This is a genomic window from Aciduliprofundum boonei T469 (assembly GCF_000025665.1).
In the GTDB taxonomy this organism is placed as follows: Archaea; Thermoplasmatota; Thermoplasmata; order Thermoplasmatales; family Aciduliprofundaceae; genus Aciduliprofundum; species Aciduliprofundum boonei.
The window spans coordinates 1,394,661-1,419,540 of record NC_013926.1; the positions used below are offsets into that span (position 1 = coordinate 1,394,661).

The 24,880-nt window shown below is 40.0% G+C and carries 21 protein-coding genes, 2 tRNA genes and 1 pseudogene; 12 read left to right on the plus strand and 12 right to left on the minus strand.

The window, feature by feature from the left end:
* Nucleotides 1-58: 58 nt before the first annotated feature.
* Together ABOO_RS07355 and ABOO_RS07360 are read left to right on the plus strand one after the other, a co-directional pair.
* On the plus strand, nucleotides 59-514 hold the full coding sequence (locus ABOO_RS07355; RefSeq protein WP_012997430.1) for a hypothetical protein: 456 nt from the start codon (nucleotides 59-61) through the stop codon (nucleotides 512-514).
* A complete protein-coding gene (locus ABOO_RS07360; protein ID WP_048102993.1) occupies nucleotides 502-966 on the plus strand; it encodes a DUF2240 family protein in 465 nt (154 codons plus the stop codon). The genes ABOO_RS07355 and ABOO_RS07360 overlap by 13 nt, the downstream gene beginning before the upstream one ends.
* On the opposite strand, the gene ABOO_RS07365 is transcribed toward ABOO_RS07360, so the two are convergent.
* The 3 genes from ABOO_RS07365 to ABOO_RS07375 are packed head-to-tail and all read right to left on the minus strand — an operon-like array spanning nucleotide 961 to nucleotide 3,532.
* The gene (locus ABOO_RS07365) at nucleotides 961-1,719 is read right to left on the minus strand and encodes a tetratricopeptide repeat protein (RefSeq protein WP_236614138.1); all 759 of its coding nucleotides are present in this window, start codon (nucleotides 1,717-1,719) and stop codon (nucleotides 961-963) included. The genes ABOO_RS07360 and ABOO_RS07365 overlap by 6 nt on opposite strands.
* Before the next feature lie 23 nt (nucleotides 1,720-1,742).
* On the minus strand, nucleotides 1,743-2,273 hold the full coding sequence (locus tag ABOO_RS07370) for an NUDIX hydrolase (protein WP_008084065.1): 531 nt from the start codon (nucleotides 2,271-2,273) through the stop codon (nucleotides 1,743-1,745).
* Entirely contained in the window at nucleotides 2,270-3,532 is a 1,263-nt protein-coding gene (locus tag ABOO_RS07375; protein ID WP_008084031.1) for a hydroxymethylglutaryl-CoA reductase, degradative, read from the minus strand. Before ABOO_RS07375 ends, ABOO_RS07370 begins: the two co-directional genes overlap by 4 nt.
* A gap of 99 nt (nucleotides 3,533-3,631) precedes the next feature.
* On the opposite strand from ABOO_RS07375, the gene ABOO_RS07380 reads away from it, so the two are divergent.
* The gene (locus tag ABOO_RS07380) at nucleotides 3,632-7,768 is read left to right on the plus strand and encodes a protease pro-enzyme activation domain-containing protein (protein WP_008084156.1); all 4,137 of its coding nucleotides are present in this window, start codon (nucleotides 3,632-3,634) and stop codon (nucleotides 7,766-7,768) included.
* A 63-nt stretch (nucleotides 7,769-7,831) separates the two neighbouring features.
* Nucleotides 7,832-9,031 (plus strand): isocitrate/isopropylmalate dehydrogenase family protein, encoded by a 1,200-nt coding sequence (locus ABOO_RS07385; protein ID WP_008084022.1) that lies wholly within the window; start codon nucleotides 7,832-7,834, stop codon nucleotides 9,029-9,031.
* A gap of 16 nt (nucleotides 9,032-9,047) precedes the next feature.
* Here ABOO_RS07385 and ABOO_RS07390 read toward each other — a convergent pair whose 3' ends face one another.
* From ABOO_RS07390 to ABOO_RS07405, 4 genes are read right to left on the minus strand one after another with little or no spacing between them, the layout of a single operon-like run.
* Nucleotides 9,048-9,665 carry a PLDc N-terminal domain-containing protein gene (locus ABOO_RS07390; protein ID WP_008084001.1) on the minus strand — a complete coding sequence of 206 codons (618 nt, stop codon included), beginning with the start codon at nucleotides 9,663-9,665 and terminating at the stop codon, nucleotides 9,048-9,050.
* A 50-nt stretch (nucleotides 9,666-9,715) separates the two neighbouring features.
* Nucleotides 9,716-10,213: a 3-isopropylmalate dehydratase small subunit gene (locus ABOO_RS07395; RefSeq protein WP_187287730.1), complete on the minus strand. Its 498-nt coding sequence runs from the start codon at nucleotides 10,211-10,213 to the stop codon at nucleotides 9,716-9,718.
* Between the two features lie 19 nt (nucleotides 10,214-10,232).
* Nucleotides 10,233-11,492, minus strand: a complete 1,260-nt coding sequence (locus ABOO_RS07400; RefSeq protein WP_008084069.1) for a 3-isopropylmalate dehydratase large subunit — start codon at nucleotides 11,490-11,492, stop codon at nucleotides 10,233-10,235.
* Between the two features lie 4 nt (nucleotides 11,493-11,496).
* Complete coding sequence (locus ABOO_RS07405; RefSeq protein ID WP_008084012.1) at nucleotides 11,497-12,654, minus strand: citrate/2-methylcitrate synthase; 1,158 nt, start codon at nucleotides 12,652-12,654, stop codon at nucleotides 11,497-11,499.
* Between the two features lie 104 nt (nucleotides 12,655-12,758).
* Here ABOO_RS07405 and guaD point away from each other — a divergent pair, with 104 nt between their 5' ends.
* Together guaD and ABOO_RS07415 are read left to right on the plus strand one after the other, a co-directional pair.
* Entirely contained in the window at nucleotides 12,759-13,976 is a 1,218-nt protein-coding gene (gene guaD / locus ABOO_RS07410) for a guanine deaminase (protein ID WP_008084067.1), read from the plus strand.
* A gap of 26 nt (nucleotides 13,977-14,002) precedes the next feature.
* Nucleotides 14,003-14,074: transfer RNA gene (locus tag ABOO_RS07415), tRNA-Cys, on the plus strand.
* On the opposite strand, the gene leuS is transcribed toward ABOO_RS07415, so the two are convergent.
* The 5 genes and pseudogenes from leuS to ABOO_RS08140 all read right to left on the minus strand — a co-directional run.
* The gene (gene leuS / locus ABOO_RS07420) at nucleotides 14,075-16,894 is read right to left on the minus strand and encodes a leucine--tRNA ligase (RefSeq protein WP_008084047.1); all 2,820 of its coding nucleotides are present in this window, start codon (nucleotides 16,892-16,894) and stop codon (nucleotides 14,075-14,077) included.
* 55 nt (nucleotides 16,895-16,949) lie between these two features.
* Nucleotides 16,950-19,319, minus strand: a complete 2,370-nt coding sequence (locus ABOO_RS07425) for a TRAP transporter permease (RefSeq protein ID WP_012997434.1) — start codon at nucleotides 19,317-19,319, stop codon at nucleotides 16,950-16,952.
* A 14-nt stretch (nucleotides 19,320-19,333) separates the two neighbouring features.
* On the minus strand, nucleotides 19,334-19,786 hold the full coding sequence (locus ABOO_RS07430) for a DUF1850 domain-containing protein (protein WP_008084101.1): 453 nt from the start codon (nucleotides 19,784-19,786) through the stop codon (nucleotides 19,334-19,336).
* A gap of 6 nt (nucleotides 19,787-19,792) precedes the next feature.
* Nucleotides 19,793-20,761: a TAXI family TRAP transporter solute-binding subunit gene (locus ABOO_RS08135; protein WP_394294953.1), complete on the minus strand. Its 969-nt coding sequence runs from the start codon at nucleotides 20,759-20,761 to the stop codon at nucleotides 19,793-19,795.
* Nucleotides 20,753-21,748 (minus strand): annotated as a pseudogene (locus ABOO_RS08140) (TAXI family TRAP transporter solute-binding subunit); the annotation flags it as partial. The gene ABOO_RS08135 and the pseudogene ABOO_RS08140, both read right to left, overlap by 9 nt.
* 256 nt (nucleotides 21,749-22,004) lie before the next feature.
* Between ABOO_RS08140 and ABOO_RS07440 the strand changes: the two are divergent.
* The 6 genes from ABOO_RS07440 (at nucleotide 22,005) to ABOO_RS07465 (ending at nucleotide 24,742) form a co-directional block, all read left to right on the plus strand.
* A complete protein-coding gene (locus tag ABOO_RS07440; RefSeq protein WP_012997435.1) occupies nucleotides 22,005-23,153 on the plus strand; it encodes a cellulase family glycosylhydrolase in 1,149 nt (382 codons plus the stop codon).
* A gap of 96 nt (nucleotides 23,154-23,249) precedes the next feature.
* Nucleotides 23,250-23,603, plus strand: coding sequence for a 50S ribosomal protein L18e (locus ABOO_RS07445; RefSeq protein WP_008084130.1), 354 nt, complete (start codon nucleotides 23,250-23,252; stop codon nucleotides 23,601-23,603).
* A 4-nt stretch (nucleotides 23,604-23,607) separates the two neighbouring features.
* On the plus strand, nucleotides 23,608-24,024 hold the full coding sequence (locus ABOO_RS07450) for a 50S ribosomal protein L13 (RefSeq protein WP_008084091.1): 417 nt from the start codon (nucleotides 23,608-23,610) through the stop codon (nucleotides 24,022-24,024).
* A 4-nt stretch (nucleotides 24,025-24,028) separates the two neighbouring features.
* Entirely contained in the window at nucleotides 24,029-24,427 is a 399-nt protein-coding gene (locus ABOO_RS07455; protein WP_008082963.1) for a 30S ribosomal protein S9, read from the plus strand.
* Between the two features lie 5 nt (nucleotides 24,428-24,432).
* Entirely contained in the window at nucleotides 24,433-24,654 is a 222-nt protein-coding gene (locus ABOO_RS07460) for a DNA-directed RNA polymerase subunit N (RefSeq protein ID WP_008082997.1), read from the plus strand.
* Nucleotides 24,655-24,669: 15 nt separating this feature from the next.
* Nucleotides 24,670-24,742: transfer RNA gene (locus ABOO_RS07465), tRNA-Pro, on the plus strand.
* Nucleotides 24,743-24,880: the final 138 nt, after the last annotated feature.

Genomic DNA, 24,880 nt, shown 5'->3' on the forward strand with positions numbered 1-24,880 from the left:
ATCCATTAATATTTCTTTTCCAGAGTAAGTTTTTTACCCTACACATCATTATGGCTATGTGGATTGTATAAAAGTTCATACTGTAAAAGATTCGCGTTTGGATGGCCTTAAACTTGAGGATTTCCTAGATAATTTTGAGGGAGAGACCCTTTACATACTTGACATTAATTCTTATAATAGAAGGGAGATGAACCTGAAAATTTACGATGAGCTTTCAGGGCTTTTTGAGCTCTGGATTGATGCAGCCCCTAGAAGACACTACGATGTCATGGACATTCTTGTGATAGGCGGAAATAAGGCGATAATTGATTCTAATTTCATAAAATACAGGGAAATAGAGAAAATTTTAGAACTAACTGATAATGTTATGCTCAAATCCTACGATAGGGAGAGATTAGAAAATTTTATAATGCTTGGAGGGAGAGAGGTTATAACTTCAAAGAAACTTGCAGATTATATTGATGCAAAAACATACATAATGAAGGGAGGTGAGTTGTGCCTATGGAAAAATTAAAGCAGATAATTGCATATGTGGTTAAAAAAAGAGGAAGAAAATTGAGGGAGGAGGATTTTGTTAATGTCTTATCCTATGATAGAAAATGGATTCCTCCCGCATCTTCCCGTGCTCTGTTTAAAGTCATACTAGATGCAAATCTTCTTCAAAAAAATGGAGAGTACTATGAACCAAATTTTGAAATTAAAGGACTCGTGCTTCCATTAGATTTCAGTGTTAGTGATGAAGATGTAAACAAGTACTTCAAAAAAGAGGATGTTTTAACAAGGATAATCGATTATTTAACTGAAAAAATGGATAGAGAAAGAAGAGATATATTGATGGATATAAACTCAATAAAAAATGAGATGAGATTCATAACAATTGAGGTGGCAGCCCTTATCTATTGCAAGGAAAATAATGTGGATTGCTCACAGTTTTACAATGATGTGGAAGAGAAGATAAAATCATAACTGTGACGCTCTCTCTGTGTATTTCATCGCTTCCTCCACATTACCCATCTCCATTGCTATATCTCCTGCGAGCTCGTATGCTCTTCTCTTTAACTCTTTATCATCAACATTTTCTAAAATTTTTAGCTCCTTATTTAAAAAGTAATATGCTTCCTCAATATAATCATCATCGAGATAATATAGAGATAAAGAATGCAGAGTGTCAACTTGTCCTTTTAAATGTCCCTCCTTCTCGAATATGTCTAAAGCTCTGTAAAGGTAATCCAGCTGCCTCATATCATCGTATAGCATAGCCCTATTGGAATAAACTGCTCCGAGGGCGATATTATCTCGCAATATTTTGAATATTTTCTCCGCCTCATCATAATTCTTCTCCGCTTCATCTCTCATTCCTATGAAATAATGTAGAAGCCCAAGATTACTGAGCAAGATACCTCTTTTTCTCTTATCATCCTCACCTTCCAATTTTGATTTTATATTTTCAATATCTTCCTTTATTCTCTCAACAAAGCGATTTACCTCGTCAATATTATTTTGTACCTTATCATTTTCCTCACCTTGAGAATTTTCAAGAGCTATGTTAAAATAATTTAGAGCCTCATCAGGATAATGAAGAAAATATAAACATAGACCTGCAAGATTTGCATTATAAGCCCTTTCATCATCCGTAGTTGCATTCTCTAAATTCTCTAAAAATAACTCTAAAGCTCTTCTGTAGTTCTCCCTATTGAAGTACTTGAGTGCATCGTTCATATAGATGCCATGGAAACTCAAATTTAATACTTTCCCAAATATCTGCGCAATGAATATACCACGCTCAAAACATTTGAGCTCAAAATTAAATCATCGGATAAATTAAAAAGAAAATCATCAAGATCCTTTAAAGGAATCTTTAGAATCTCTATCTCCTCCGTAGGCTCTAAGTTCTGTGCACTTTTATAGATCACATTTGGTGCATAGAAATAGTATGATTCCATCCTTGTCAAACCCTGACACACAACTCCTTTGAATAGATAAATTAGTTCATTTGCCTCGTATCCTGTTTCTTCCAGCAGTTCTCTCCTTGCACATTCCTCAGGAGACTCGTCATCTACCAAGCCAGCAGGAAGCTCTATCACATATTTCCTAAGGGGTACCCTATAATGCTTCTCTAAAAGCACTTCATTATCCTTTGTAATTGCAATTACCACAGCTGTTTCTGTATGACCATCCATATCCACACTTTCCCATATTCCCCTATCCGTATATTCCCTTTTCAATTTCAAGAACTTGCCTTGGCAGATTATTTCGGTTTTCTCAACTTTCATTTTCTTTCCCTTAGCTCTTCAAGTATTTCCTTGGCGCGATCTACTCTTACTTTCTTCTCTTTAACCAATAACTCTGCAACTCTATCTATTTCCTCTCCCTTGGCTCCAGCCATAACTGCTATATTCCTTGCATGCAAGCTCATATGACCTCTCTGTATCCCCTCGGTAGCAAGGGCTCTCAAAGCGGCAAAGTTCTGAGCTAACCCAACTGCTGCTAAAATCTCTCCAAATTCTTTTGCAGTTTTTATACCTAGAATCTTCCTAGCAATCTTCGCCTTGGGATGTGTACTTGTTGCACCTCCTATTATTCCAACTGCCATTGGCAATTCTATACTCCCTACCAAATTGCCCTCTTCATCCTCCTCATAATGAGTTAGAGAAGTGTACCAGCCATCCATTGCGGCAAATGCATGTGCTCCTGCTTCCACAGCCCGCCAATCATTGCTTGTGGCTATTAAAACTGCATCTATACCGTTCATTATACCCTTGTTATGTGTTGCTGCCCTGAATGGATCTACCCGCGCAAACTCGTAGGCGTAGAGTATACCTTTAACGGTATCCTCGCCTATCACATCTTTTTTCCATACGGCACGCGCTCTAGCAAGACGATATATTGCCAAGTTGCTTAATATACGAAGATAAACTTTGCCCCCTGTAATATCCTCTATGTAGGGCGCCAATGCCTCTGCCATACTATTCACTGCGTTTGCACCCATGGCATCGCGAACATCGACATGCAAATGTATAACCAGCATTGGTCCCATATTACTATCTATAACCCTGGCCTTTATATCTCTACATCCTCCACCTACCTTTATCAACACAGGGTCCTGCTCGTTCGCTATTCTCATTAATTCCTCTTTATGCTCCAATACCTGCATCTTAGCAAAATGAGGATTTCGAAGCCCAACAACTTGAATTTGAGAGATCATTATTGGCTCTGTGGAAGATGTGAAAAACCCTCCCCCTTCACGGGCTAATTTTGCAGCATGACTCGCTGCCGCAACCACACTCGGCTCTTCTATTGCCATTGGAATTAAATAATCCTTCCCATTTATTTTGAAATTTGTGGCAATTCCTATTGGCAGTTCAGTCATACCCACCACATTTTCAATCATCCTATCTGCAAGATCCATATCCAAATGTCCTTTCAAAAGGAACTCTGCCTCTTCGTCACTCAATTCTGAAAATTCCTTGACTATTTTCAATCTCTCTTCTATGGATAATTTATAAAATCCAGATATACGCGAAGATTTCATAATTGGTTATATACGAGGAATATTAAACATTTTTCTCAGAAAATTTTAAGTACATACATTCCATATGTTCTAAATTGATACCCTTTGGAGGTAATATTTATGTTTCGGGTGGGTGGTAAAAAGAAAGCATTGGTAATAGGGCTCTTACTTGTGTTAATAGCAGCTAATGTATTGGTAATATTTGAAAATTCTCCAAAACCAATAAATTCCACAGGAAAAATAAATCCTGGTAAGTTGGTGGATTATACAAAGGTATTTAATGCAAAACTTGCAAATCCATCTAATTATCTTGGCACACCAAATATGCAAAAGAAAATATACATAACTATAGCGCTGAGATGGAGAAATGAGGGTATGTTAAATAAAAGCTTGGAAATGATAAATAATCCCCGTTCTCCAATGTACCATCATTTCTATTCTTGGAGCGAGTTTAAGAAACTTTATGCACCTTCTGACAATGTATACAACTCTATAGTGGATTGGCTAAAGGATCAAGGATTAAATGTATACCAAACTTATCCTTTGCATAACTCTATTACAATATACGATACGATAGGAAACATACAAAAGGTGTTCCATACTGAATTCGGAATGTATAGAGGTGATGGAGAGCACCTTAGATCTCAATACTTTACTATTAAAAAACCAATAAAATTCCCGGAGAATTTCATACCGTACATCGTTGGTATAGATGGATTTAACAATGCAACTGTGTATCACCTGAATTTCTTAGATTACCAAGGTACTGACTATCTTAGCGGTGCAGATGTGGCTAAAATGTATAGGGTATATGAATTATATAACAATACTCCAGATGGTTCTGCAAGTACCCAGCATATATTTGCTACGGGACTGCGTGTGGCTACTGTGCTATGGGAAGGCGCAGATTCTTGGGGTGATCAATATGCACCATTTGACCCTAATGCAATAACTTATTATTATCAGCATGTGATTCCAACATGGATTCAGAATCTTGGTGTTATGTCCACTGTCCATTATTACGGTACATCAGGTACTGTTGCACCTGGAAGCAACACCGATGGAAGTGTTTCTACTGAAAATGAACTGGATCTAGAAATGGTTGGTACATTGGCACCGGGCGTAGATGCTTTCTGTGTATACGGCCCAGGAGGAAGCAGTGGTGGGCCTTCTGAGAGCAACTTCCCAGATAATGAGTATAACTACATACTCAATACCCTTGCTTCTGAGAGTAGCCCAATACTCGTTGCTGTAAGTAATTCTTGGGGTGGTGGTGATTCTCAGGAGAGTAGCACAACTATGAATGATGTGAAGGCATTAGAGGCCATGGGTGTAACTGTTATGGCTTCAAGCGGTGATGATGGAGATACCACCTCGCCTAGCGAGCCTTCTACAGCTGCCTATGACACATACGGATTTTTGGCAGTTGGGGGAACAACGCCAGTACCTAACGGAGTAGATCATACTACTTTAGATGATTACGCTACTATGGGTAACAATACAGATCTGGCAAATCCAAGAAGTAGTGAGATTGTTTGGTATGATTCATCAAGCACCAATTCTGCTGGAGATCACTGGGGTACACAGAGTGGCGTGAGCTCCACTTATGAAGAACCATGGTTCCAGAAAGATTATGTTGATTCTATAATTAGCGCTACTGGTAGCCATGGTAGAGCCACAGCAGATATCTCTGCGATGGGCAATCGGACCTTGATATACATAAGCAGCAGTAATGGACTGGAGTGGAATACTGTGGCGGGAACCTCAGTAGCATGCCCCGTCACAGCAGGAATGATAGCAGAGATGGCTGCTTATGTGGGTGTTCAATATGGTATTTCAGGCCATGGATTTGGATATTTCCTTCCAACCCTTTATCAACTTGGAAATGATTTTTACAATAACAATAAATATGCAAACTCTCCCCCATTTTTTGATGTTACTGAAACTCCAAATGGGTATCATAATGGGGAAACAGCGTATGATGCACGCACTGGATGGGATTTAGCTAGTGGATGGGGAGTTATAAACGCATGGGAACTTATTCACGATATTGGCTTCATATTAAGCTCATCATCAACCTCGGCAACAATTACTGCGGGACAAACTGCATCATACACTATAGATGTATCCTTCCCCTACATGTGGACTTGCGAAGTTGGACACTTTGAAGTTTCGGGACTTCCTGCAGGAGCCTCTGTAAGTTCATCGGTGAGCTATGTACAACCTCCAGGAAATGGAACTGCAGCAAGTTTTACCCTTAACATAGCAACTACACCTTCCACACCTGCTGGCACCTATGATCTAAACCTCACCGCATATTCTTATAACCAAACTAACGGTCATTGGGGAAATTTAACAAATTATATTCATCTAACTCTCACAGTAAATCCCGCAAATGCACCTGATTTGACTATATCTTCAATATCTGCCTCACCTACTACTGTCAACGAAGGTGAAACCATAACCATTCAAGCAACAGTTAAAAATGTAGGGAATGCAGAGGCGTATAATGTTTCTGTTGGATTTTATTATGATAAATTTGATTCTTCTCACCTCATACACATAGTTAATGCTGGAAATTTGACTGCTGGAGCTTCTAACACTGTGGAAACAACTTGGGACACAACAGGCCATGTTGGTGAGCACACGATAATTGCCTACGCAGATCCAGATAACGCAATAGAAGAGACGAACGAAGATAACAACTCTGCAAATACAACGGTAATTGTAAATGGATATGGTGTTAATCTCACAGTAGACTCCACAGCTAAAACAGTGCAGCCCGGAGGGAGCGTAGATTACACAATAACTGTCAAAAACACAGGTACTTTGCAAGATACTTTTGATTTGAGTACTTCCCAAGTTTCATCAGGGTGGTCCGCATCTCTTTCCCAAACTAGCGTGACACTGAATGCGGGAGAAAGTACAAATATAACCCTAACAGTTACAGCCCCATCTTCTGCAACTCAAGGAGAGTCACAAAATGTCACTGTTACAGCAGTTAGCGAGGGAGATAGTAGCAAGAGCGATAGCGTAACTACAACAACTACCGTTGTAACACTCTACATTACCAGCATAAAAATTTATAGCCATCTAGATGCTGTAATAAATTACACAACAAATGAAAATGTGACCTCGTATATTGTATATGGAATAGGGCCAAATCATATGAAGAGACAAACTCCTGAAGAGACCATAGCTAGTAAGTATCACGAAATTGCAATTCAAAATTTAACTCCAGAGATTACTTACTATTTCAAAATATATATGAGTGATGGTACAAATTCCGCGTGGAGTTCTATTTATAACTTCACACTCACTGGAACCAATGATTTTGAGGCAACGGATAATCCGCAGTATCTTTATAACTGGCAAGTTAGTGCATGGAACAGTTCTACAAATCAGGCAGCAAATACTATATGGCAGTGGGGTCAGCCAACAGCTGGTCCATCAAGTGCTCATTCAGGACAAGATGTTCTTGCAACAAATCTAAATGGATACTATGGAGTTGATGACCATGTTGATGCTCTTCTCACTCCTTGGATTGATCTAACAAATGCTTCTTGGGCTACATTATCTTTCTATGCATGGTATGATTTAGAAGATGGCTATGATGGAGTGCTAATAGCATATCAAAATGATTCTTCAAGCTCTTGGTATATATTAGATGTAAATAATAACGCAAGCCAGTATGATAAGCAAATTTCAAGTAGCTATGGTAGTGCTATAGGTGGACTCTATGCATTTACAGGTGATACAAATGGTTGGGTGCAGAAGACATTCAATACAACGACTATAAACGATAAATATGTTAACGAGTACCTTTTAGGACATAAAGTTCGTTTTATTTTCTATTTTGCAAGCGATGAATCTAATCATAACTATTATGGCTTCTACCTTGATGATATTCAAATCAAAGCAGGCATACCCCAGTATCACATCTATGGCTATGTGAAAGATTCAAGTGGAAATGCAGTGAGCGGAGCTACAGTGTGGGTGAATGATACAACCCTTGGCATATCCTACCAAACAACCACGGATTCAAATGGTAGGTACGATATTTACACTTACAATGGAATAAGCGGGGATAGCATCAATGTTGATGCGTCCAGTACTCAAGGAAAGGGCACAAATAGTGGAAGCTTGAGCACAGATACAGAGATAGATATAACTCTGCAAGCTGTACCAGAGCTAAATATAGTAATAATACCAATACTGCTATTGGCTACCATCTACATCCTTAGAAGGAGAAAATAATTTTTCTCTTCTTTTTATCCACAAATTTAAAAACCTCTAGGATTATTACCCTTCGGTGATGATATGTACGAGGATGATATAAAAAATGCTGCCAAACATTTTGAAAATTTGCTGAGAGAGCAGATTGATAGGATGGAGAGAATAAAACATGAAGGGGACTGGATAGATTACTCCAAGCTCAAGCCAATAATAATCGGAGTGGCAGGTGGCGATGGCATAGGTCCATACATAACAGAGCAAACGCAGAGAGTACTTGAATTTCTGCTAAAGGATGAAATTGATGAAGGAAAGGTAGAATTCCGAAAAATTGAGGGGCTCACAATTGAGAATCGTGTAAAGCATATGCAAGCAGTGCCAGATGATGTTCTTGATGAGATCAAAAAATGCCATGTTCTTTTAAAGGGCCCAACAACAACTCCAAAAAAAGGAGACCCTTGGCCAAATATTGAAAGTGCAAATGTAGCAATCCGCCGCGCTTTAGACTTGTTTGCGAATGTCAGGCCTGTAAAGGTTCCAGAGCTTGGAATTGACTGGGTATTTTTCAGGGAAAATACTGAGGGAGCTTATATGCTTGGCTCTCGGGGAGTAATGATAGGAAACGAGCTAGCCATAGATTTCAAGGTAATAACCGCTCCAGGAGCTGAGAGAATAATCCGCCTCGCATTTGATTATGCCAAAAAGAATGGTAGAAAGAAGGTTACGGTGGTAACAAAGGCAAATGTGGTAAAAAAGACAGATGGCTTATTCCTAGATATTGCTGAGAAAGTTGCTAAAGATTACCCAGAAATCGAGTGGGATGACTGGTTCATCGATATAATGACTGCAAAATTAATAGATCCTTCTCGCCGCTCCCAGTTTGATGTTATAGTCCTACCCAATCTCTATGGAGATATTCTTACGGATGAAGCAGCCCAAATTCAAGGTGGAGTTGGAACGGCTGGAAGTGCAAATATTGGAAAGAGATATGCAATGTTTGAAGCGATACATGGCACAGCTCTGCGCATGGTGAAAGAGGGCAGAGCAAAGTATGCAAATCCAATGAGCATGATCAAAGCTGGAGCTATGATGCTTGAGCATCTTGGATTTACAGATAAGGCAAAGAAATTGAACATGGCAATCGATATAACAAATTCCTTTGAGAAGAAGATAACCGTAACTGGACATCCTGACGGAGCTACAGGAGAAAAAATGGCAAACTATGTGATTGAGACGCTCAAAGATCCAAATCTAGAAGAAAAATGGAAAAAATATGTAAATCAATAATTTTTTTATTTTGATCTCATCGTATCCTGTTCTTTGGTCTCACTATCAACCAAATGATTAACCCCAATATGTTCAAGAACAGCACCACTAGGAACCAGAGCAATCCACTTTTGCCCCGTCTCTTTGCATCTTTGTATACCCATATAAGCACTGCAAGCCAGATTAAAAAGACTACTCCACCGATTATGCATGTGGTAGTTCCAAAGAACTCAAAGAAAGAGGTCTCAAGATCTTCACCATATTTCACATCGTAGGTAAAATTCACCGGCCAGTTACCTGCGCTTTCAACCACAATGTAGTATGTTCCACCAGATTCATTGCTTATTGTAAAGTACATCTTTGCATGCTGCGTATTTAAGGATGTTCCCTTGTCTATATAAGTAAAAGTGTGCCCTGCAGCATATAATGCCATATTTTTCTGATCTAAAAAGTAGATGTTCATTGTGTTATTTCCCTTTATTTCATACTCTACTCCTCCCCCATTTGGAAGAGAAACCCTATAGTACCAGTATTGATTTGCCTGAATAGTCTCACTACCACTATGCTCTGTCACAGCTGAAGCTGTAGGTGTCGCTAAAAGGGCAAAAAAAATCAAGCCCAAAATCAGAATATACATTAAACTCTTTTGCCTCAATTACATACCTCCTCCAAAAATGAAAAATAGAACAAAGTATAAAAAGTTTCTTAATCTACTTTAAAATCACCATGCTTCTTTATGTGCTCTACAATACCCCCATCTTCCAAAAGACGCATCATAAACGGGGGTATAGGTGTGCTCTGTAGCTCTATTCCCTTGGTTAAATCCTTTATTATACCTTTTTCTAAATCTATCTCCAGCTCATCTCCCTCATCTATCTTGTCAGTATCTGCTGTAAGTAATGGCAAGCCAATATTGAAGGCATTGCGGTAAAATATGCGAGCGAAACTTTTGGCAATCACGCAGCTCACACCGGCAATCTTTATTATGCGGGGTGCATGCTCTCTGCTACTTCCAAGTCCAAAATTATTCCCTGCAACAATTATGTCCCCTGGCTTAACCTTCTTTGGAAATTCAGGATCTGCATCCTCCAGCACATGCTTGGCTAGCTCAGGTAGATTTGTGCGAAGGTGGAAATATCGTCCAGGAGCAATATGGTCCGTGGATATATTATCACCAAACTTCCAAACCTTTCCTCTTATTATTCTCTCCATTTTTATCACCTCACAGATACTCACGGGGATCTGCTATCTTGCCTTCTATCGCAGTCGCTGCTGCAGTTGCTGGCGAGCCAAGGTATATTTCTGCATTAGGATTACCCATTCTTCCCTTAAAGTTTCTATTTTGGGTGCTCAGAACCCTCTCTCCATCCGCTAGCACGCCTTTATGTATGCCCACACAAGGCCCGCATCCGGGAGACTCTATTGCTGCACCTGCCTCTACAAATTTCTCAAGCAAGCCCTCCTTCAATGCCTGAATGTACACTCTGCGAGATGCAGGTATCACAATCAAACGAGTTTTCTTATTTACTTTATTTCCATCGAGAATCTTGGCAGCAACACGCAAATCCTCTATGCGTCCGTTTGTGCAAGTTCCAATATAAACCTGATCAATACGAATATTCATCTTCTTTGCCTCACTTATAGTGCGAGTGTTATCCACAGTATGAGGAAACGAAACTGTTGGCTCTAGCTCATCCACATTAAATTCGTATTCTTTTTCAAACCATGCATCATCATCGCTCTTTATCTCCCGATACTTCTCTCCTCTTCCCATCTCCTCTAGGTATTTTTTTGTGGTTGCATCTGGGGCAATCATACCCGTTTTGCCTCCTGCTTCTATCGCCATATTGGTTATAGTGAATCTGGATTCCATGCTCATCTTATCAATTGTAGGCCCGTAGAACTCCATAGATTTGTATGTGGCTCCATCAGCCCCTATGGTCCCAATTATATGGAGAATCAAATCCTTTGAATACACGCCCTTTGGAAATTTTCCCTCTATGTAGAAGCGATGTGTCTCCGGAACTCTTAACCAAACCTTGCCCAAAGCGAAAGCTATAGCGACATCTGTGCTTCCCATTCCTGTCGCAAATGCACCCAGTGCACCAGATGTACAGGTATGTGAGTCCGCCCCTACAATCAATTGGCCAGGAGAGGCCCATGACTCCACAAGGCGCTGATGGCAAACTCCTTCACCCACATCTGAAAGATAAGCCCCTGTTTTCTCGGAGAATTCTCTCAAGATTTTATGGGCATTGCTAAGTTCTTTTCGGGGAGATGGTGTAGCATGGTCAAGAAACAGTACTGTATTCTTTTTGTCAAACACTTGAACAAGCCCCATATCTTCAAGAACCTGAACGCTCAGAGGCCCAGTACCATCCTGCACCATGGCAACATCTACCTTCGCCACTACGATATCTCCCGCTTTAACATCCTTTCCCGCATGCTCACCTATGATTTTCTCAGCCATAGTTTTTCCCAAATTTTCACCTCCTTTTCTCCAGTTGCACATACTCCACATAATCAGGACCTATATAATATGCCCTAGGTCTGAATATTCTGTTATTGGCAGTGTATTCACACACATGCGCAGCCCAGCCTACCGAACGGGCCATTGCAAAAACAGGGGTAAATAAATCACGTGGTATACCCAAGAACTGATAAACTATACCAGAATAGAAGTCCACATTGGGAAATATTCCTTTCTTTCCAAGCTCACGGATCATTATATTCTCAATTCTCTCACCTATCTCTATGTATTTTCTGTCATTGTATTTATCCGAGAGGTACTCTGCGTATTCCTTGAGAATCTTAGCTCTGGGATCGTATGTCTTGTAAACACGATGTCCAAATCCCATAATACGGCGCTTCTCTTTCAAAGCGTTTAGAACATACTCTTCTGCTTTGTCAGGAGAGCCTATTTCATCTAACATCTTTAAAACGCGCTCATTAGCGCCACCATGTAAAGGACCCTTGAGCGCACCAATGGCGGAGAGGAGCGCAGAATTTATATCTGAAAGCGTTGAGGCAGTTACCATTGCTGCGAAAGTTGATGCGTTTAATCCATGCTCTGCATGCAATATGAGCGCAATATCAAATATTCTTGCCTCTTCCTCATCCGGTTTCTTGCCATGAAGCATATATAGGAAATTAGCAGCATGGCTCAATTCGGGATCAGGAGGTATAACTTCCTGTCCTGTACGAGCGCGATGATAATAGGCAATCATTGTTGGCAGCTGAGCTATAATTCTTATTACTTTTCGCATAACTCCTTCACGGCAGCACTTTTGTCTATCGGGGTCGTAAAGGGCCGAGTGAGCTAGTGCAACCTTCAAGATATCCATAGGATGCGGATTAGGAGGTAATTCAACAATGCATTCTTCAACTTTCTTAGGGATAACTCTAAGCTCTCTCATTTGCGCGGAGAACTTTTCTAACGCCTCCTTTGTTGGCAACTCCCCATACAAAAGCAAATAAGCAGTTTCTTCGTAGGTGGAATATTTTGCTAGCATTTCAATAGGGATACCACGATAAATGAGCTTTCCATTCTTACCATCTATAGCACTGATTGATGATAATGCAGCTATAACACCTTCCAATCCCTTGGAATACTCTATTGGACCTTTTTCTTTCAAAACTCCCATAATATCATCTCCTACCTGCTTAAAGGTATTATTTTCCACTATTTTAGATTTTAGGTATAACTGAAAATATTAAATTTGGAAATGCTATTGCTCTGAGGAGTTAGATGAGGCAAGCGTATCTATCTAGGATAATCACATATTACAACGGAGAGCTTAGAGATTTCAAAGCTCATTATTTAATAGTTGAGAATGGGAAAATTATAGGAATAAGCGAGAAGAAGCAGGAGAATTTCGTGGATTATAGTGATTATGTCATTCTCCCAGGATTCGTGGATACTCATACCCATCTTGCTCAAATAGATGCCCGGGCCAAATGGTATCCAGATTTGATAGGCTGGTTGGAAAAATATATATTCCCAGCAGAACTCAAATTTAGAGATGATGAGTATGCGAGGGATGCAGCACAAAGATTCTTTAAAGCTTTAGCAAGTAATGGAACCACAACAGCAGCCGTTTTTTCATCCCCCTTTAAAAATGCAACCAATATAGCATTTCAGGAGGCTTCGGAAAGAGGACTAAGGATAATTATGGGACAAGTTATGATGGATATAAATGTACCAGATGAATTAAAAATCAGTGTGGAAAAGGCAGAAAAAGATACAAGAGAACTAGTAAATAAATGGCATGGCTACAATGAGTTGCTCTATTACGCAGTAACTCCGAGATTTGCAGTATCTTGCAGTATGAAGCTTATGAAAAACTTAGCAAAGATATCTAGAGAGAAAGAGCTATTCGTACAAACCCACATCTCAGAGCAGGAAAGGGAAATAGAAGAAGTGCTGAAATTAAATCCGGATTTTAAAAATTATGCGGAAGTGTATCAGCATGCTGGATTACTAGGGCCAAAAACAATACTTGCTCACGGGGTGCATTTGAGCGAGGAAGAATTGAAAATAATAAAAAATGAGAATAGCAGCATAGCCCATTGTCCCTCCTCAAACTTCTTCCTGCACAGTGGAATTATGAGCATAGATTCTATGAAGAGATTTAAACTGCGGATAGGGTTTGGCTCAGATATTGCAGCAGGTCCATATTTCTCAATGTTTGAAGTTGCTAGAGATGCATCTTACTCAAATTCCATCTCTCCCGAAGAAGCTTTTTATTACCTCACCCTTGGAGGAGCAAAGAGTTTGGGCTTTGACAAAATCACTGGCTCTTTAGAGCCGGATAAATCAGCGGACTTTATAGTTGTATCTCTGGAGAATTTTGATGATTTGAGCACGAGAGAATTGCTATCCTCACTTATCTACCTCGGAGACGATAGAAACATAGTTGCCACTTATGTGAATGGAAAAGAAGTTTATAAGAGGGAGAAAATATAATAAACAAGAACTCTATGCAAGGTTGCGGGCAGGTGGCAGAGAGGTTATGCGCGGGACTGCAGATCCCGTTTACTCGGGTTCGAATCCCGACCTGCCCTTTACTCAATGTATATAGCAGGCTTCAACGGTAATGCAAATCTTCTCTTATTCTTTGGATCATAAGCGGAATCTATTATCACTGATGCTCCAAGGATTCTCTCTATCTCTGATTTTTCTCTTTCTAACAAAGCACTTTCATCAATCTCCACGAATTTAATTTTCTCCTTTAACAATCTCTTTACGAAATCAACTGTAGTCTTATCCTTTCTAATTTTCATCGCTTCCTTTATCGCTTCCTTCGGCGATACATCTTTTATGGCACGGAAAACATCCCATTTCCATGGCTCTGCAGTGTATATGTAAATTTTATGCGGCTTAATTCTTGCAATCTTTATTATCTCTTCAATATCGGATATCACGGAATCAAGATAGTCCTTCTCCGCTTCAATCTCCTCGTTAATATATTCTTCCATTATCTTGGGTAAATTCTCTAGGGATATGTAGGTACTATGGCCTATCTTATGCCAATACTCTTCGCATATGTGGGGTATTACAGGAGAGAGAATTAAAAGCCATTCGTCCATTATATTTCTTATTATTCTCTTCCTTCTCTCTGCGCCAACGAATTTTTCGTACTCTTTTACATCGTTCATAAAATGAAAGAGCATGTTGATCATAGCATCCCTTATTCTGAAACTATCAAATAGGGCAACACTTTCTTTCAATCTTCTGTAAAATTTTGAAAGGAGCCATTTATCGTACCAGTCATACTCTTTCAAAGGCACTGCTTCAACGCTTTCTTCTAAAATATTCACAAACTGCACAAATCTCCTGCGCAAGGATGCAATTTCGCTCTCTCTCCAGTCAACAACACTATCTAAATCGGCATTTACAGCGCAGTAAAGACGGAACAAATCCACTCCGTATTTATCTGCTACATGAGCCAATGGTATAACATTTCCCTTGCTCTTGGATATTTTAGCACCTTCACGAATCATCAGGCCGTTGAGAGTTATAGATTTAGGCCAATTTTCTTCTGGAAATATGGCAGCATGGTGCATAATGAAAAAGGCAAGATGATTGCTTAGATGCGGTGGTGCTGTGTGCCGCTCATCGTTTGGATACCAGTAAGAAAACTCACTATGCATCTCTTCAATTACATCCTCTCTTATTCCTGTTAACTTTGCAACATCTGAGACATTGCCTTTCCCAAGAAATACATAGTCAAAAAACTCTTCTTTCAACTGCTCTGCCTTTATATTCTCTCTCCTAATTATGTGTGCTATAGTGTACATTGCCATATAAATTGTGGAATCACTCAAGCTCTCAATGATCCACTCTTTATTCCAAGGAAATCTCGTGCCAAGGCCTCTCTTCCTCGCGCAGGGTCTTTTTTCCAGCCAGTCAATTATGCCATGCATTATTCCCTTGTATTTTGTAGGATAGAAAAGCATATTATCCACAAGCTTATGTCCAAGCTCTTTCCACCAAGATGGTGTGTAATCTATAAACCACTGCTCTTGCAAAACCGCAACTATAACCTTATGCCCATTTCTAGTAACAGCTTTACGGGATGTCTCATAGAAAACATCCGCTTTACCCAAACCTTTAAGCCAATTCTTCACCTCATCTTTTATCTCGTTTATTTTTATACCTGCAAACTGCTTACATCTCTCGTTCAAAACTCCTGAATAGAATTCGTCCTTGTAAATTATCTGAGTTGCCTCTTCTAATCTTGAGTCATTCTGATCTTTTATTCTCATTCTCTCACAGATATCCTTAGCAGGGAGTATATAACCTTGAATATCAATTATTTTTATGGGCTCGATCTCCACATCTTTTTTGCTCAATCCAAATCTCCCAAGATATCCTTCATTTTTCTGCAAATCCACAAGTGCCTGGTAATCGTAGGGTGCATGGGCAGGCACAGAATAAACTACCCCTGTTGCATTATCTGGATCAACAAATTCTGCTGGTAAAACTGGAATTTTTCTTCCTCCCACAGGCTCTCTCACATACTTTCCTATAAATCTCTCACCTGTGAAGCATTCTTCAACTACAACATCCTCCTTTTGATATTTCAACTTCTCTGAAGCTTCCTTTGAAATATACCAAATCTCATCCCCAACTTTAACTTTGCAATATGTGGAATTTGGATTTAACCACAGATTTGTTACACCGAATATGGTCTCAGGCCTCAAAGTAGCTGCAACTAAATAACCATCCTCAAACTGAAATTTTATGGCTGTGAATTCCATTATAGATACTTTATTTGTATCACCATCCTCTATATCATCCTCACCTACAGGATTGCCATCCTCTATGCTATATGTTATCGGGTATTTTCCCTTTTTTATTACTCCCTTATCGTACAATTTCTTGAACTGCCATTCTACAAATTTATTGTAAATTGGCTCTGCAGTATGAAATTTTCTGCGCCAGTCAATGCTATAGCCCATCCCGATAAAATCCTGCTGGGTCTTTTCTGCGAAATACCTTGCTATATTCTCTGGCTCCACAAAAGAACTTACAATTTCTTCCACTCTATCCTCATCATCCTCGTAGATTCGCACATATTCCTTGTATAGATTTATGACTTTTTCATCCCCCGCTTTTATGGCATCTGCTATTGCAAGAACAGGAGTGCCGGTGACATGAAAAGCCATGGGAAATAAGACATTGTAGCCTTGCAATCTCTTAAAACGGGCTATTATATCACCCATTGTGAATGTTCTACCATGCCCAATGTGCAAAGAGCCAGACATGTAAGGATAGGGCACGGTTATGAAAAATTTCTTCTTATTCTCAACTTTCGGCTCAAAGATCTTGTCATTCTGCCATTTTCTCTGCCATTTACGCTCTATAGCTGCAAAATCCATAGGGCTTAATGTGAATTCTTAAATAAATATTTGCGTTTTCAAAAAAGTAGAAAAATTAGGAGGGCTGTGCCTCTTCTTTCTTTTTAGGTCTAAGTTTACTTCCATAGAGCCAGAGAATTACCACTATTGCAAGCAATGCGCCTATAACAAAGTAGTTCAATGTTACACCTGCTAGTCCAAGTACAATTAGGGCAATTCTAATCTCCCATCTTATCTTACCCTTGAACCATCCTATCAAGCCAATTGCCATAGAATACATTACCAGGATTGTCGCTAGAAGAGAATAAGTTACAGAGAGAACTGCAGTAACAGTCCATGGGCTTACAGTTATCAAGAACATCTCTGGATGCATAAAGTAGATAAATGGTCCTATATACCCTGCTAGAGCGTATTTAACTGCATTTTTTGAAGTTTTCCAGAAATCACTACCCGCAAGAGTCGAGCCTGCATAGGATGCCAAAGCAACAGGTGGGGTCACGTCGGCTAGAATACCAAAGTAGAATACGAAGAAGTGCGCCGCTAAAAGTGCAATTGGGGTTGTGAATCCCGGAACCATCATATTGTATGGATGAACATTACTGACAACTTGGAAAATTGCCGGTGCGGCTACAAGAGATGTAATGATATAATTCGCAGTTGTTGGTACTCCCATACCCAGTATTAAGCTGAATATCATGGCAAGTATTAGAAGCAAGAAGAGATTACCTCCTGTCAAACCAATGAGAGTGTATCCGATGGAAGTAATTAACCCAGTCATCGTTAAAACTCCCTGTATTAAACCAGCACTTGCAGCTGCAAGCATCACAGTTGTGCTTGTTTTTCCAGCATCAATCATGGATTCATAAGTGGCAGAATACATTTTTCTACCTTCAGGGCTTTTTGAAATGTATCCCACTATAAGAGAGAACACTATTCCAAATACACCACTCATAAGAAGCAATTGCTCATTTGTCATGCCCACATATTTTACAGCTGCAACTAAGAGCACAAAGGATAATGTAATGTAAAGCTTCTCGTTCATCTTTATAAGATAGGACTTAAATGCCATAGCTATTAGAATTGCCGAGATTATTAAAAGCACATATGCAGTTAAATGTGCATAAGCCATAGGAGCAAACATTAGCAATGTTGTTAAAAGAACTACTCCCACATACAAGAACTCGTTTCCTTCAATTTCATCCTTAGATACCCATGCAACCCATATTGCTACTCCTAATGACGATATGGCAGAGATGTGTGGTGGTATGCCCCACACCAACGCTACTGTGATGACCAGAATCGGTAACAGAATATACGATTTCCTGATGAAATATTTCAGATTTTCAAAACTTATATTGCTCAGTCCTTTAAGTCCAAGCCTCTTTGTTTCCAAATCAATGAATATGTACACACCTGCATAGTACACAAGAGCTGGAATAACTGCAGCAATTATGATGAGATTATATGGCAATCCCAAGAACTCTGCCATGATGAAAGCTGCCGCACCCATTATGGGAGGCATAAGCTGACCTCCTGTGGAAGATACGGGCTCAACTGCACCAGCAATCTCTTTGGGATATCCTGCCTTTTTCATCAAGGGTATGGTGAAGGTACCAGTTGTAAGAACATTGGCAACACTTGAGCCACTCACTGTACCCATCAAAGCACTGGATATAACAGCAGATTTTGCAGGACCGCCAGGTCTCTTTCCAAAAATTGTTATCATGAACTCGGTGATGTAATCACTTACCCCAATTTTGAGCAAGAACGCTCCAAAGAATATGAACGCAAATACATAGATCGTCATAACGAAGAATGGTATGCCGAATATGCCCTCATCAAAGTACAGTTGTTGCACGAACCTTATCAAGTTGAAATTTATGAGATAAAAACCATATGCAAGGAAAAATAGAACGACCACAGGAAGTACCCAGCCCATAGTTCTCCTAGTTGCTTCAAGAACCAAAGCTATTGCAAGTAATCCAAACACAACATCAATCATATAAACATCTGCAAATTCCGCGTATCTTGGGTATACGAAGAACAAATAGAATGTAGCAGCTAGAGATAAAATCGCAAGTATGTAATCGTATATGGGCACTTTGTTGAAGTTCTTGGATTTCTTTCTTACAGGGTATAGCAAGAAGGTTATGAGCAGTATCATAGCAAGAATGAAGGCCTCACTCTGCTTTGTTTGAAAAGTTACCTTCAGGAAGCTAATTTCAATTCCCATCTTGGCAAAGAAGTCATAGAGTGTATAGTTGAAATTGAAGATAAACAGTATTTCGTAGGTACCTATGAGTATGGCTGCAACCTTAATTATCAACTCCAGTATGGGTCTAAGTGTTCTTGTTCTTTCTATAACAACTTCTGCTTTTTTCTCTTCTTCATGCGCTTCTTCCTCTATTTCTTCTATTCCTTCAATTTCTTCGACGGATTCATCCATTTTTCATACCTCCATTAAAGGGTAGATACAATCATGGTTTTTTCCACGGTGAAATTTACTAAAGTAGGGGTATGCGGAGTGAATACGAGAACTCCATTTACCCATATATGAGCCTGATTTATAGGTATAAACCAGAAACTCAAGTTCATTCCTAAATAGATGTCTATATTTTTCACATAAAATCCATCAGCATCTATGTACTGAATGTCCTCAGGCAAACCTGCACCAAAATCTTTCCATCTCATCTGTATAGCATAAATTCCGGTGCTGTTTACCCATAAAACCTCATAAATTGGGCTCCTCTCTACACTGTGAATATAATAAATGGTGATGTTAAAGCCATCACCTATCCTGAAAGTGTGGGAGGTGTGTCCATCGTCAACTACTAAAGCATCAGTTGGATAAAATGAAATTGATAAAGCAAGAATAGGAATCAAAATAATAAAAAAATAAAAAAGTTTTTTCAAGGTTAATCACCCTATTACCTGTCTGAAAGACTGTGGCACGGCGATCAAACCTTGTGTTGAATAATCCATAGGTGGAACAATCACTCCAAGAGAGCTCGGCACAATTATACCATTATGCTCGTAATAGTCCTTAGCTCCCTTGTGGAGTGGTATACTCATTCCCTCAAGAGCTGTCTCCAAACTTATGTACTTAGCCTTCTCGTGCACCGCTCTAAGTTCGTTCACATGGGCATATAAAACTCTGACCATGTCATAGACAACATAATCTGGCAAGCTGGCACTCACAACAAGCATAGCTTTAACTGCAACCGTAGGTGTATCCTGATTCATTCCATTATAGGTGCCCTTGGACAGATTCTGTCTAACATAGAATATGTATCCTTCGGTATGAAGTTTGTTCAACACATCATCAGGCACTGGCAGAACTCTAACAGGTGTCTGCACAGCTATCTGATTCACGGCCGGTGTGGGTGCTCCAGACACTATAACTGCTGCATCTACCTGACCAAGCTTCAAACTCTGCGCTGCTTCGCTGAACTTCATATTTACCTTCTGTATGCTATCCCAAACACCTACAGCCTTCAATATCTGCTCAGCTGCTACCGCTGTTCCGCTTCCTGTTGCGCCTATCGCCACTTTCTTACCCTGCAAATCGTTCAAGGTGTGTATCCCGCTATTTGCCAATACAACAAATTGCACAGTCTCTGGATACAATGCTGCTACTCCACGAATGTTGCTTACTGGATGGTCTTTGAACATATACAGACCTTTGTAGGCATAATAAGCCACATCGTTCTGTATCAAAGCTGCTTGGGCGTTTCCATCTCCGATAGCTTTAGCGTTAGAAACGCTAGCCCCGCTTGTAACTGCTTTTGCTGTCACGGTAGTGCTGTACTTATTCAAGAGTTCTGCATACTTCGAACCAAGTGGGAAATAAACTCCGCTTGTTCCTCCAGTATAGATAGTTATGGACATCCTTGACTCGCTGTAATATTTCTTAGCTCCTGGATGAAGAGGTATGCTCATACCATCAAGAGCTGTTGCCTTGCTTATGTATTTTGCTTTCTCGTGCACAGATCTAAGCTCATTCACATGATCAAATAGAATCTTTGTCATCTCATAGACTATATTATCAGGAAGCTTTGAACTAACAACAAGCATAGCTTTAACTGCAACCGTAGGTGTATCCTGATTCATTCCATTATAGGTGCTCTTTGGTAGATTCTGTCTCACATAGAATATGTATCCTTCGGTATGAAGCTTGTTCAACACATCATCAGGCACAGGTAGAACTCTAACAGGTGTCTGCACAGCTATCTGATTCACGGCCGGTGTGGGTGCTCCAGACACTATAACTGCTGCATCTACCTGACCAAGCTTCAAACTCTGCGCCGCTTCGCTGAACTTCTGATTTACCTTCTGTATGCTATCCCAAACGCCTACAGCCCTCAATATCTGCTCAGCTGCCACTGCAGTTCCGCTTCCTGTTGCGCCTATCGCCACTTTCTTACCCTGCAAATCGTTCAAGGTGTGTATTCCGCTATTTGCCAATACAACAAACTGCACGGTCTCTGGATACAATGCTGCTACTCCACGAATATCCTTCACAGGATTATTCTGAAACATATACTTTCCATTGTAGGCATAATAAGCCACATCGTTCTGTATCAAAGCTGCTTGGGCGTTTCCATCTCCGATAGCTTTAGCGTTAGAAACGCTAGCCCCACTTGTAACTGCTTTTGCATCTATATCATTCGAATATTTATTCAACAATTCCGCATATTTAGATCCTAGTGGGAAATAAACCCCGCTTGTTCCCCCTGTATAAATGGTGATGGATACTTTCTCCCCACCACCTCCTCCATTGTTCGGGTTTTGCTGTAGAGCATACCATGCCCCCGCTCCTATCAGAATGGCAATTACAACAATCACCACTCCTATTATCAATCCCTTATTATTCATCGACTTCCCCTCTCAAAGTTGTAAGATATGGGTTTATAAAAACTTTTCGGAACATAATTGTGCAATATATTAAAGAACACTGAAAAATAAACGCTCCAATTTCAAAATTAGTAGGAAATTATTATTAGATTCAGGGTATATAGCAACTCTACAGAAAAATAAAATAGTGAGAACGGAGATAGAAGCTGTTTTTAGGGAGCACAAGTAACTTGCAAAAGATTAATATGATCAATGCATATTAATTACCCTGAGTAAGGTGATATTGACGATAAATCATCATGGAGTGTGGATAATACTAGTACTGCTCTTGGTGGTTGATATTAGCATGTTTGGAGTTTATTCATCTCATTCCGTTTTCTCAAATGCTCGGATTGAGAGTCTAAATGGCACAGAGCCGATAAATGCTACAGAATACCAGAAATTGATGGGGATAGGAATAAATGTTGACTGGATGACCTTTAAGAAGGTGAACACGCAATATTTCCAATGGCGTGAACAAGGAGTCCATGTACCCTCTTATTTTAAGGAGAGAGGTTTCTCTAATGTTCGCATAAGAGTTAATCAAGACCTCACCACCAATCAGACTGCTATGGAGCAACTTACAGATATTGTGAATGATTGTTTAGATGCAGGATTGTATCCCATCATAACCAATGTTGCAGATGATTTGAGAGATTACCCTACAAATATCAGCGTGCAACAACACTTTGTGAAATGGTGGGAAACAGTGATAGATCATTTCAAAGGATATTCTTATAATCTCTCCTACGATTTACTGATAGAATCAAGTCATGAGATTAAGAATTACCCAGATGTGCTTAACAAGGTCTACTATGAAATCATTCATTATCTCCGCCAAGAGGACCCATATAGAATAGTATTTGTGACCCCAGCCGGAGGATCCAAGCCTGACTATCTCCAAGATCTAAATGTTACCAACAATGGTTATATTCTGGCAGAGTGGCACATATATGCAGGGGGTCCCTCTGAATCTGGTACGGATTGTGTATATAGTAAATCTTATATTAATCAAACACTCTCGACCGCATTGAGCTGGACAAAAGAGACGGGGATACCCACATGGCAAGGTGCATGGCGGTCAAATTGCTACCCTAACGGAGGCACAGATGCAGAATGTAATATGTCCCTCGAGATCAATTTCACAAAAGCAATGGTCTCCGCATATGCTGGCGCTAATCTCCCCTACGATGTTAACGCAGATACAAAATTTTTTGATATATCAAACTTGACCTGGTACAAATTGCAAGAAGAAGCACTGGACATTATACTACAGCAAAACGGTGCCGTGCCCGAGTTCAGTATGGATTCACCATGGGTAATCCTCGTCATCATAATTTTAATCATTGCAGTTGTATATCCTAGATCTAAAAACTCTAATTTTTAAATCCACATCTAAAGGAATTCACTCGCATATCATTAAGAAAAATTTATAAAGGGTATGGGCATGGCGACTTAAATTGCAATGTCGGAGGAGTCAGATATGGCGAAAAACAATCCTGAACTGATAAAGCTCCTCACGGAGCTAAGGATACAAGCGAAAAAGAAGAACGCGCCTATCTGGCGAGACATTGCAGAGCGTCTTGAGAGACCTTTGCGTGTCTGGCCAGAGGTAAATGTAAGCAGGATAGAGAGATATGCAAATGAAGGAGATGTGATTCTTGTGCCAGGCAAAGTTCTTGGCTCTGGTGTTTTAACAAAGAGGGTCACAGTAGCTGCTTGGAAATTCTCTAATAGCGCTAAGGAAAAAATTGAGAAGGCGGGTGGAAAGACCATGACAATAAAGGAGCTTATGAGAAAGAATCCTAAAGGCTCCAATGTGAGAATAATGGGGTGATAGCATGGCTATAATTGATGCTGATAATGCGGTTCTTGGAAGGCTCGCAAGCATAGTAGCAAAGCGTCTGCTCAATGGAGAGGAGATAACAATAGTAAATGCAGAGAAGGCAGTGATAGTCGGAAATAAATACTCAATAATTGAAAGATATCAAGAGAGAAGAAATATAGGAAGTGTGCGTAAAGGTCCATATTATCCCACTATGCCCGATAGGATACTTCGCAGAACGATAAGAGGTATGCTGCCCATGAAAAAGTCCCATGGGAAGAAAGCGTATAATAGATTGAAGGTGTATATGGGCATACCCAAGGAGTATCAAGGCAAAAAATTTGAAATTGTAGAAGATGCAAAGAATAATAAACTTGAAGGCTTTATTACTCTTAAGGATTTATCGATACAGTTGGGTGCTAAATTGAGGTGATATGATGAAAGTTGCTATTGCAAGTGGTAAGAGGAAGACCGCCATCGCCCGTGCGGTGGTTAAAGAGGGAAAAGGTAGGATTCGCATTAATCATGTTCCTTTAGAAATATATCAGCCAGAATTGGCCCGATTAACTGTTATGGAGCCCCTTGCTCTAATTGGTGAGAAGGCAAACAAAGTAGATGTGGAGGTTAAAGTTAAAGGAGGAGGAGTAATGGGTCAAGCTGAGGCATCCCGCACTGCTGTTGCAAGGGCTTTGATGAAATACTTCAATGACCCAGAGGTTGAAAAGATTTACAAGAGTTATGATAGAACCCTGTTGGTTAATGATGTGCGCCGCAAATTACCCAAGTTGCCTTTAGGTCGCGGTGCAAGAAAGAGAAGGCAGAAATCTTACAGGTGATCAAATTGATAATCCCTGTAAGGTGCTTCTCCTGCGGTCGTGTAATCGCTTCCGACTATATTGCCTTCGTGAACAAGGTGAATTTGATAAGAGAAACCGAGAATAGAGAGCCTACACCAGAGGAGATACAAAGAATATTCGATGAGATTGGTGTGAAGAGATACTGCTGCCGCAGAATGATTCTGAGCCATGTTAATCTAATAGACGATACCATGGCTTTTGACTGAGGATGCCGAAAGCATGGGGCCGTAGGGTAGCTTGGCATCCTACCACCCTGGGGCGGTGGCGACCCGAGTTCAAATCTCGGCGGCCCCACTAAGCCCCTTTCTTAGAGCCCTTTTCTTAACAAGAAAAGTGCTTCATCCCAAAAGAAAATTTTTAAAATGGTTGCAGGAGGTAAAGGAACTCGGTTGAGGTTCCTATATTTCATCTTTCTACAGAATTGCAACTTAC